Source organism: Algoriphagus aurantiacus (genome assembly GCF_035156405.1).
Lineage (GTDB): Bacteria > Bacteroidota > Bacteroidia > Cytophagales > Cyclobacteriaceae > Algoriphagus > Algoriphagus aurantiacus.
In genome coordinates this window covers 48,997-60,186 of sequence record NZ_JAXRUT010000032.1, presented here as the reverse complement: position 1 = coordinate 60,186, position 11,190 = coordinate 48,997, and the positions used below count along the sequence as shown (strand labels likewise).

9 protein-coding genes are annotated in these 11,190 nt (G+C 41.0%); 5 read left to right on the top strand and 4 right to left on the bottom strand.

The window, feature by feature from the left end; translation table 11 throughout:
* Positions 1–614: 614 nt before the first annotated feature.
* On the bottom strand, positions 615–1,865 hold the full coding sequence (locus tag SYJ56_RS22760; protein WP_323838262.1) for a hypothetical protein: 1,251 nt from the start codon (positions 1,863–1,865) through the stop codon (positions 615–617).
* 129 nt (positions 1,866–1,994) lie between these two features.
* Here SYJ56_RS22760 and SYJ56_RS22755 point away from each other — a divergent pair, with 129 nt between their 5' ends.
* The 5 genes from SYJ56_RS22755 to SYJ56_RS22735 all read left to right on the top strand — a co-directional run bounded on the left by SYJ56_RS22755 (position 1,995) and on the right by SYJ56_RS22735 (position 8,451).
* Entirely contained in the window at positions 1,995–3,110 is a 1,116-nt protein-coding gene (locus SYJ56_RS22755; protein ID WP_323838260.1) for a hypothetical protein, read from the top strand.
* Between the two features lie 461 nt (positions 3,111–3,571).
* A complete protein-coding gene (locus SYJ56_RS22750; protein ID WP_323838258.1) occupies positions 3,572–5,974 on the top strand; it encodes an ABC transporter permease in 2,403 nt (800 codons plus the stop codon).
* Between the two features lie 532 nt (positions 5,975–6,506).
* Positions 6,507–6,833 carry an ArsR/SmtB family transcription factor gene (locus tag SYJ56_RS22745; protein WP_323838256.1) on the top strand — a complete coding sequence of 109 codons (327 nt, stop codon included), beginning with the start codon at positions 6,507–6,509 and terminating at the stop codon, positions 6,831–6,833.
* The gene (locus SYJ56_RS22740; protein ID WP_323838254.1) at positions 6,830–7,792 is read left to right on the top strand and encodes an SRPBCC domain-containing protein; all 963 of its coding nucleotides are present in this window, start codon (positions 6,830–6,832) and stop codon (positions 7,790–7,792) included. The genes SYJ56_RS22745 and SYJ56_RS22740 overlap by 4 nt, the downstream gene beginning before the upstream one ends.
* A 5-nt stretch (positions 7,793–7,797) precedes the next feature.
* Complete coding sequence (locus SYJ56_RS22735) at positions 7,798–8,451, top strand: DUF998 domain-containing protein (RefSeq protein WP_323838252.1); 654 nt, start codon at positions 7,798–7,800, stop codon at positions 8,449–8,451.
* Positions 8,452–8,962: 511 nt separating this feature from the next.
* Here the strand turns inward: SYJ56_RS22735 and SYJ56_RS22730 are convergent.
* From SYJ56_RS22730 to SYJ56_RS22720, 3 genes are all read right to left on the bottom strand, one after another.
* A complete protein-coding gene (locus SYJ56_RS22730) occupies positions 8,963–9,532 on the bottom strand; it encodes a porin family protein (protein WP_323838250.1) in 570 nt (189 codons plus the stop codon).
* A gap of 143 nt (positions 9,533–9,675) precedes the next feature.
* Positions 9,676–10,119, bottom strand: coding sequence for a hypothetical protein (locus SYJ56_RS22725; protein WP_323838248.1), 444 nt, complete (start codon positions 10,117–10,119; stop codon positions 9,676–9,678).
* A gap of 39 nt (positions 10,120–10,158) precedes the next feature.
* Positions 10,159–11,145: a carboxypeptidase-like regulatory domain-containing protein gene (locus SYJ56_RS22720; protein ID WP_323838246.1), complete on the bottom strand. Its 987-nt coding sequence runs from the start codon at positions 11,143–11,145 to the stop codon at positions 10,159–10,161.
* Between the last annotated feature and the right edge of the window lie 45 nt (positions 11,146–11,190).

Sequence of the window (11,190 nt, the reverse complement as noted above, 5' to 3'; positions counted from 1 at the left end):
AAGAAGAACGAAAGGAAGAAGACCAACAACAGGGTTTTGATTTCTAGTTCAATGCCAAACGCCCCTTACAGGGGCTATTCAAAGCCACCTTCTAAGAAGGTGTGTTTTTTAATATAGGGTTGGAAGTTTTCTTTGCCCAGTGATTTGAGGCTGTGATTGTCGAAAACGACCCTCCCCAGCTTTTTGTAATTCGATTCAAAAAGTTGATCAGTGTTTTTAGTCATTTCCCATTTGCATTTCTTTGATTAAAAATACGGATGTAATAGAGGATGTACAATCATACCAACATGGATTCTGTTAGATAATGATAAAACCGACTTTCACCATCCCTCAAGGCTTAAACCCAGAATTCATCAAACACCTTTTGATTTGACATCAAATGGCGAATATGGATAGTGGACTCTTCTAGAGGTGAGGTAGAAAAGCCATTTACTCCTGGCTACTGCACAGGAGTGGAAAGAATATGAGGTAGGACAAGTGGTTTAGAAATGATTCACAAATCATTATAGCCTTGGTCCAGTCCTGACAATTGGCGAGAGTATGGCAGACGAATTCCACGCAGTCCCAGCAATGTTTTGACTACACCAAGCGGAGAAAGTCACATGCCTCCTCCCTTACAATTGAATCACCTGTCCATTTTTGTTACGAAAGTTTGCATACCTGATCTCTCCCTCACCATAAAATCGGTATTGGACTCCCACAATCCCGACTGGAGTATTTTTTGCAGTTACTTCTAAGGCCACTGAGTCATTCACAAAAATCTCCGCCTTACCATTGCGGGAGATGATTTTCAGTTTGGTCCATTCTCTCAAATCAGCGCCAAAACCACTTAAATCTTCATACTTGGCTTCCAGATAATGTCCCAAATATGCCAGTCCCAAATCTCCGACGCAGGCGCTGTCTGCCAGAGGAATGATGATGATGTCATTTTTACATTGGATGAGTACCTCCACAAAATGGCAAACATTGTCTGACCGCTGATTAGGATTTCTGATTTCGGTCTCGAATTCATACGTATCATTCATCAAATCTCCCAGGTCCTGCTGGTTGAAAAAACGCACTTTTGGGGAGGAGGGCTCGGTGGCGATTTGGTGGTTTTGGAGCAAGTCTCCTCCAACCTTTACACCTTCCACTGACTGAATTTCCTCTTGGGAAAAATAGATAGGCTTGTCTGGAGTTTCTATCAAGCCTAGCCACCCATCAGTGCTGATTTGGAGATCTTGATTGCTTACGACCTGGTTGTTGATGATCAGCTTTGTGTTAAAAAAACCAGGGTAATAGTATATCGCCGAATGCTTTTTGCCATTCTTGGGAACCAGGGTTTTCCGCCTAATATCCCAAGTCTGCACTATATACACTGAATCGCTTGGTGATTTGGACGCATCATAGCTAAAGACCACGGAGTTGGGCACACCTGTCGTCTTGATTTTGCTGAGGGAAAAGGAATACTCAGCAGGATTGACATCCGGCTCCATCACCCGTTGGAATCCAAAATATATGACGCTGATAAACAACACCCCCACAAGACTCCAAACCAGTCTGGTAGGTGGCACAGGTTTTCTTTTTGACTTAGTATTGGATGCTTCAGGCATTTCCAGAATGTCCTGACGAGTATAGTTTTGCTCAAAATCCCGCCAATCAATATAACCGGCAAATTGTGAAAGGGTATTTAGCGTTTGGACAGCGGGGGTATGTGTATTTTTAACCTTGCCCCAGATGCGCTTTAGGGTGGTCACACTGAGCCGCACATGGATAGCTTCAAAAATTGCCTCACTCAATTGCTCAAAATCATACTGGGTCCAGTTTTCTGATTTCCCTCGGTTAAGCTTTTCTTCGATCGCCGCCAGAAGTGCAGGTATAGCCATGTTCAGGTGATTTGATTTCAAATTAATGAATTTATCCTTGGAACCATCTTGAATGAACTTGAAATGAATTTGAACACCCCTGATCCAGCATTTTCCTATCATTTGCAGATAAACTAACTGTAAATGAAAATGAAAAAACTATTATTTTGTGTTTCCCTGATTTGCCAAACAGCAATGGCACAACATCTTGAGCTGACCCCGGATAAATGGGGATACAGGGAAGGAAAAGTTGAGTTTTCCGAAAGAAACGGTACCCGTTATATGCAAATTATGGCTGGTAATCAAGGAGCGGTGGTACTTAAAGAGGTTCAATTTTGGAATGGAACCATCGAATTTGATTTTGAGCCGACTGGGACAATGTCACTTGGCTCTTCGCCCACAGTGTATTTCCGGGCAGATTCTTTGGGAAATAATTCAGAAATATTTTATATCCGGGCTCGTCCTTCCAACCCGCAGGCAAATGACGCGATTCAATATGCCCCCATCCTTGCAGGCGTAAACATGTGGGATATGTATCCCCAATATCAAGGCCCGGCATTTTTTGAAGCCAACAAAACCAACCATCTAAAAATAGTGGTAAACGGTGCCCAGATGAGAGTTTACGTTAACGACATGGATAAGCCTGCACTCCAGATCCCGAAACTGGAAGGCATAGGCAAAGGTACGATGATCGGTATCGATGGAGGGATGGTGGTTTCAAATTTCCAAGTGAAACCGGATCAGGTGGAAGATCTACCTGCTATTCCCGCACCGGATCTCACCGAGTACGATGCCAATTATACCAGGCAATGGAGGGCAACCAATCCAATCGACTTCGCACAGGGCAATGAGCCTCTTGCCTCCAATTTGCCTAAAAGTGAAGAATTCACTGAGATACTTTTGGCTGAAAATGCAGGACTAATCAATCTCACCAGAAAATTTGGAGCTAATGAATCCCGCAAACTACTCTTTCTAAAAGCCACAATCAGAAGCCAGGAAGCATCAAACCCAAGTATGCAGCTTGGATTCAGTGATGAGGTTTGGGTATTTGTGAATGGACAGTTAGCATTTCTGGACAAGAACCTGTACCTCCAGCCAGCCATGCGAAAGTACCCGGAGGGTAGGATTTCCATTCAGAACGCTAAATTCTCCCTGCCCCTCAAGCAAGGCGAAAATGAGCTCATCATCGCAGTGGCCAATGACTTCTATGGTTGGGGTGTTATTGCAAGATTGGAAACAATGGTTGGTTTGGAATTCCTGAAATAAAAAGGTGAAAGACTCAAAAACCGGCAGTTTGAAGTCTATGGCTTTGCGCTGCCGGTGATTGAGTACTTGCCACACCTAGGCATATTTGCACTTTGACCAATTGGTTGGGAATCGGCACAAGCCTGAGCGTAGGTTCAAACTTTGAAAGCAAGATGGTTTTAAACAATGGCACCTTCTCCCAGTGTCTGTGTTAGAGGGGTAGTAATTATAGCTAGGTATCCTTATTCACCTTACTGGTAATCAAGTGGATAAATTTATGGATTGCTTTTTCGCACTGTGATTTAAAAACAGGAATTGATATTTTTTTTTGACCGCTGTCGGTCAATTCTGTCCGTAAATTCCAGTCTTAAATTTTAAAAACTTCCCTTTCCAGCAAATTGGTGTAGTTTTTCTTTTCGGTATAGATCTGGGTGTATAAAAACGTTTGGTTCTTATCCCGAAAACTCCTTTTGATAAACACTATGTTTCAAAACTATCTCACCTCCCTCTGGAGACATGTTTCCAAAAACAAGGTTTTTACTTTTATCAATATCGCAGGGCTCGCCATCGGGATGTTGGCTTGCATTCTGATTACTCAATTTGTAATGCATGAATTGAGCTATGATAATTTTCTCGATAAAAAGGACAGAATTTTCAGGATACAACAAGACCGATATGACAAAGGGGAACTCTCTACCCAATGGGCTGCCGGGGCTGCAGGTATTGGGCCTGACTTAAAGGCAAATTTTCCAGAGGTTAAAGCTTATACCCGGCTGACCAACAGGGGAGCTACGCTTTCTACTGGAGATACTTTCTTCAAAGAAGAGAACTTGTATTTCGCATCGGAAGACTTCTTTACTATTTTTTCAATAAAACTTGTCGAAGGAGTTGATTCCCTTGTTTTAAATGAACCTAATAAGATGGTTCTTTCTCAATCCATGGCCAAAAAGTATTTTGGAAATGAGGATCCCATAGGCAAAACATTGAAGGCAAACGGAAACTTGGAATTTGAAGTTTCTGGAGTTTTTGAAGATCTCCCGGTAAATACCCATATGAAAATTGATGTGTTGGGTTCATTTATCACGTTGGAGAAACTGTCAAATGATCCTTTTTTGACTTGGGATTGGGATGGTTTTTTGACTTATATCCTTTTGGAGGAAAATACTGACGCAGAATCATTGGAAGCCAAATTCCCGGATTTTGTCCAGACCACACATGGTGAAGACTTGAAAAAATATAATGCTGGAATTGAATTTCACCTCCAGCCTGTAGCAGACATTCATTTGGATTCAGATTACATTATGGAATTTAAACCAAATGGGAACAGGCAGTCGGTAAATTTTTTGTCTATCGTAGCACTATTGATTATGATCATCGCCTGGATCAATTACATCAATCTTTCTACGGCAAAATCTATCGAGCGCGCCCGTGAAGTTGGCATTCGCAAGGTGATGGGAGGTTATCGAGCCCAGCTTATTCAGCAGTTCTTAACAGAATCACTGTTTTTGAATTTCATAGCAGTAATTATTGCTGCAGGCTTAGCCATTTTACTGACACCTTGGTTTAGCAGCCTAACAGGAAGGGAACTCGGTTATCAGCTATTTTTGCAACCCGCTTTTTGGTTGATTTTGCTTGGCTTGATTGGTTTGGGCGCATTGATGTCAGGATTGTATCCGGCATTTGTCCTTTCATCTTTCCGGCCGGTGGAAGTTTTGAAAGGAAAATTCAAAAATTCAGACTCTGGGGTTTGGTTGAGAAAAGGCATGGTGGTCACTCAATTCATTGCTTCCATTACCCTGATGGTAGGGACTTTTACAGTCTATCAGCAGCTGAGTTTTATGCAGAATCAAGACTTGGGTGTCAATATTGATCAAACAGTGGTCCTTCGGGCTCCAAGTGTAACTGACTCGACCTATAGACAAAAGTATCAGGTTTTCAAGCAGAGTATTTCAAGAAACACAGGAGTGATTTCTGTGACAGCCTCAACTTCAGTTCCAGGCAGTCAACCTGGCTGGAATGCAGGCGGGATCCGAAGATTGAGCCAAGGTGAGGATGAACAAAACCAATATCGGGTCATCATGACCGATGGCTCCTTCAACAAAAGTTTTGGGCTGGAGATGCTTTTCGGACGTGAATTTTCGGATGATGTCGCCAATGAGCACAAGAATGTTCTCTTAAATGAAACTGCCACACGACTGATGGGTTTTACCTCACCTGAAGAGGCTATAAACGATGAGATTTTCTTCTGGGGAGACACATTCAACATTGTGGGAGTAATGAAAGACTATCATCAGGAATCTCTCAAGAAATCATTTGACGCTTTGATCTTTCGCTATAATGAAGCACCAAATGGGTATTACTCGGTCAAAGTTAATACCGGGGAATTCAAAGAACTGATGACAACTCTTGAATCAGATTGGCAGGAAGTTTTTCCAGGCAATCCTTTTGAATACTTCTTTCTGGATGAGCACTTTGATCAGCAATATAAGTCTGATCAGCAATTTGGGACCATCTTCAGTATTTTCTCAGCACTGGCAATTTTTATTGCCAGCTTGGGCTTGTTTGGTTTGTCTTCACTTACAGCCATACAGCGCACAAAAGAGATTGGAATCCGCAAGGTAATGGGTGCCTCATTGGTTGGTTTGTTGCGGTTGATTACCAGAGATTTTATCATTCTGATCTTCATAGCTATTCTGTTTTCAGTCCCTCTTTCTATTTGGATTATGAATTCCTGGCTTCAGGATTTTGCCACCCGAATTCCCTTATCGTGGTGGATTTTTGCTATTCCGAGCTTTACTGTTTTGATTATCACCTTGGTAACTGTCAGTGTCCATACCATCAAGGTTGCAATGATCAATCCGGTCAAATCACTGACTTATGAATGAGCCCTGCAACTTACTTCTCCCGATTAAAACACTGTCAAAAGAACGCAGAAATAATACAAACTCTTGTGTAATATTCTGATACTGCTTCTTTAGTGGATTTAACTTTCAATTATAATTGCCCCAAGTTGCTTGCAATATGTCTGATTGGGGAGTGTCGGCCGTTTATACGGATCTGCTTAATAGTCCTGCTTGACCGAATCTTAAAAATATGACGTCAAACTAGTGGTAAGTATCTCTAAAAAGGAATAGCACTAGAATAGGGCATTGCTGAATTGTGGTGAATTGATATATTTTTTTGAATATAATTTGCGCAACCAAATAATTGCATATATATTCGCAATCATTTGGTAGCAAAATAAGGGAGGATGAAATTGAGCCTTCCTGAGGCAGACAGGCATGACTCAAGAGGCACACAGTGGGATGATTACATGCGAGATTCCCTAACCTGTCCCGACTAATCGGGAGCCTGTCCCGACTAATCGGGAGCCTTCCCCGACTATGCGGGGTGACCTTTTAAAAAAAATATAAACACATGAAAACAAGACGGGATGTATTTCAAGCTATTGCTGACCCGACAAGACGGGCAATCATAATGCTGTTGACTGTTGGTGCTATGACACCTAATACCATTGCCGAGCATTTTAATTCAAGCAGGCAAGCAGTCTCAAAGCATCTTCAAATTCTTACGGAATGTGAAATCGTAAAGCAGGAGCAACAAGGCAGAGAAATCCATTATCACATAAATGCCGACAAAATGAAAGAAGTTGAAAAATGGTTACAGCAGTTCAAGCAACTACTTGCCAAGCGATTTGACCAACTCGACAATGTATTGGACCAACTTAAACTAAATAGAAAATGAACAAAGCAATTTTATTCAACTTCCTTGTTGACAAGGAAAACAATCAGATTAAGGTAGAACGGTCTTTCAATGCGCCTGTTGACTTGGTCTGGGCAGCGTGGACTGAAGCCGATATTCTTGACCAATGGTGGGCTCCCAAACCTTGGATCGCAAGAACAAAATCAATGGACTTCAGAGAAGGCGGACATTGGGTGTATGCAATGGTAAGCCCCGAAAATGAAGAGCATTGGGGAAGAGTGGATTACATCAAAATATTGCCGGAAAAATACTTTTCTGCCTATGATGGATTTTGTGATGCAGATGGAATCCCGAATACGGCACTTCCGCGTAACAAATGGGAGAATAATTTCACAGAACATGGTAATGAGACTTTCGTAAATATCCTGCTCTCCTTTGATACCTTGGAAGACCTTGAAAAAATCATTGCAATGGGTTTCAAAGAAGGTTTTACTGCAGGACTTGAAAACCTAGACCACTATATAGCATCCCAGTTCTATCTGAGAAAACAAAACAAACCTAATAATAGGGCTCGGGTTTCATTCTACCTAAACTTCCCAGGCAATACTGAAGAAGCATTCCTTTTCTATAAATCGGTATTTAAAACTGATTTCACCAATGGCATCCAACGATTTGGCGAAATTCCAGCTGACCCAAATCAACCGCCACTTGCGGAGGAAGTTAAAGAGATGGTTTTGCATGTCGAACTTCCTATCCTTGGCGGACATATTTTAATGGGAACTGACGCACCTAAGGAATTTGGAATGACTGTCAATTACGGAAATAATATGCATATCAACCTTGAGCCCGAATCACAGGAAGAGACTCAACGCCTCTTTGATGAACTTTCAGTCGATGGAAAAATTGAAATGCCTTTGCAGGACATGTTTTGGGGTGCATACTATGGAAGTTTTACAGACAAGTATGGGATCAATTGGATGGTGAATTTTCAAAATAAATAGGGACAATGAAGCTACTTAATCTTTCCAGATTTTCGGCAATAGGATTTGTGTTGATCCTGCTTATGTTTCATTTGATCAATACTGATATCGATCCTTCCTGGCAACCGATCAGCGAATACGCCCTTGGAAGAATGGGCTGGTTAATGAATATTGCTTTCTTCCTATTTGGGTTGTCTTTTCTTTCCTTGGGCCTTTTCTTTCTAAAAAAGGAAAAGGCCGTGGTTTTTAAAATTGCCGGAGTCTTTCTGTTTCTCGCTGCTATAGGCAATATTCTTGCGGCGTTATTCGACACAGATCCGGTGGATACGCTACCCCATGAAATGACTACAAGTGGTAGCATACACGCGGGGGCAGCAGGTTTGTTAGGATTTATGATACTTGCTGCCATACTAGTTTGTTTTCAAGTTTATAGACAAGAAATCCTTAAACCAATTCGTTTCAAGATTTTATCTATTACCCTTACCGTAGTACTTCTTGAAATTGTAATGGTGACAGCATTGGGGATCTATTTGGGAGAAACCAACGGGATGTTAACCTCTGAAACACCAATTGGTGGAATTGGCAGATTAGTTATACTGTCTTGTGCCGTGTGGGTAATTGTGACATCTTCCTCACTTCAAAATCTAAAGGGCATTCACCCCATTCTGGGTCCAGAATGAATATATGGGTACTAGGTTGTAGTTTTTCTTCCCTTCTCCCGATACATTTGATAGGGACTAAAATAATTTGCCACGGCGAATCATTTCTACACGCGTTGTCCTACCTTACTATAACTTAGAATTTGTAATTCCGCATTTTGGAATTATCTTAATTCCATAAGAGAAGCCTATCATTCCGTCAGAGCTGGACTTGCGGAAAATCAGGAGATTATTACACCTGGATTAACCCACCAAATTAAAAAAGTAAACTTACAGCAACCTAGCGGTAGGATCTGGCTGGGATATACAAACTATGAAAAAATTGTAGAAATTGAATAAACCCCTTAAGTTAATTATGGTGTAAAGCGGGGAGGCTTTTATTATCTAATAAAGATAAATCTCCCCAGCCCCCTTTGAAAAAGGCAGTTCCCATTATCTTAACTATTTAACTGTTATTATTGATTTTGGGGAACAATTTTTACTAATTAAATGATTGGCTATTTTAAGTACTACCTTGTTTTAACTATGGATTTTAATTGAAGAAGTAGCCCGCGGAAATTTGAAAAACACTATTATTTACTTTGATTGAACTTGCATTATCAGAATTAATGTTTCCTCCAAAATAATATCGCAATCCAAAGTTTAATCCCATTGGCAACTTATAACCCAGTCCCAGATTCACACCTATATCCACGGATTTTGTGATATCCTTAAGATCTTCCAACTGTCCTTCATCTTCTCTTTCTGCTGTTAACAGAAACCCTACTTGCGGCCCGGCTTCCACACTCAAGGACTCCCAAACATAGTATTTGGCCAAAATAGGCAGTGTTACATAGCTCAGCTTAATAATATCATCACTGTCATACTTGGATTTGCCCCCTTGTGAAGAGTACAGTAATTCTGGCTGCACGGAAAGCTTTTCCAATATTGGTATTTCTACCATCCCCCCAAAATGAAAGGATGTTTTTACCTTGTCACTCTCAAAATCCCCAAAAAGAGATGTCAAATTAATGCCCGCCTTTGCCCCAATATGGAAATCCTGTGCATTAACAGTGGCGGCACCGAGCGATAACAATACGATAGACACTATGATTTTTTTCATGATCTTAATTTTTAAGTGTTATTATTTTTAAAGTTGCTTATGACTAATCGGGAAAAACCAAAGTTTTATATTGCAACTGAGCTATCATTTTGTTCTAGGGGGCACACCATCACTTTTACCTCAACTACTCAAAGAACTAATTTCTAGTTTGCCCCGTCAGGTTTATTTATCTGTACCATTGATGGTGCGCTGGTAATTCCCCCATCACCTACCAGTCTGTGGGTAACCTGTACCCAATCCTCATTCCCAAATTTGTAGCACCAATTATAGTTGATCCCACTACCTGTATTGTTGAAGTCTGTAGTTTCTCTTGCACTTTCGTCACCGTCCGACCACTTAATGTCAATTAAAATTTTATTGATTTTAGTACCACTTGATGCTTCGAAACCGATTGTAAATTCAAATCGGGTTGCCAAGCAGCAACTATTTATATTGCAGGTATTTATTTCATCGAAAGTTGCCGTTGACGGTTTTACAGTAATAAAAGGTTGGGATTCGTCCATACTGCATCCTGATAATGTCATGAAATATAATACCATCACTAAACTACTTCGGATGGACAAGCCTTTTTGAGAAATTCTCTTCATGATTAGTGACATGACTTTATTCTTTTAATAGGTTTCATTCTATTGAAAATATACCAGCATCTGCACCATTTCTTCTGCATCGGGTACATGTCCACCGCCGAAGGTGGTGCCGTTAATATGGTATAGGATCGGAATTACCAGGGCCACTTCATCGGTAAGAATACAAGAACTATGCGTCAGCGTCGCCTCAATCTTGCCGTTGGCATCTGCCACCAGTGCATTTCCTGAACCATCGGAGGGACCTATCGGTGGGTTGGTCATGTTTACGAAGTCATTGGCAAAATCAATGCTTTCACCTACTTTTCTTGTTTTATTAAGATATGCCAGCCAAAAAGTATACGTCCCATTGGGTATCATTCCTTCCAACGAAATTTTAATGGTTGACGAATTGCGATTACAGTTCACCAAAAGGTTTCCATTGGCCATTTGAAATTCAGATAGGCTTACGTGATGGCCATCTGGAGCCTTGATTATATTCAATTGACCGAAAGGTTCATCAAAAATATTCTTTGCATAGAGGGGTTCATCTGGGGCAGTAGGTGTATTACCATTTACATCAACAATCTCTTCCAGTAATTGCACATTACCAAAGTTCAAATGAGCTTCCACAGGTTGTGGTTGCACTATAAAATCAGCTGTAGTGATTTGATTGGCTTGCACGCTCACAGTAGTAGGAGGGGTACCCATCAATTTTGTGGACAGGGGGAGTTCTATGTCAATGTCATAGTTTCCAACATCCTCTGTGATAATCATGTATGTCCCATCAGGATTTGTGGCAATGGATTTCGTTTCTGACCCTTTTGTTATGGTTATTACTGTGTTCGGGTAGGGATTTCCGTTTTCATCTTTTACAGTACCACTCACAGTTGGTACTGTGGGATCCGGATCATTATCACTGTTGCTACAACCGGTCAATGCCGGGATAAATAAGCATATTGCCAACAAGAACATCAAAGTGCATATTCCCTTTATAGGTCTATCGATTCTGATTTCTTCAATACCCCTAATTCCTTTTGTTGTTTTCATGATGCTTGTTTTTAATTGATTTATGTATGATGGGAGACATAAATG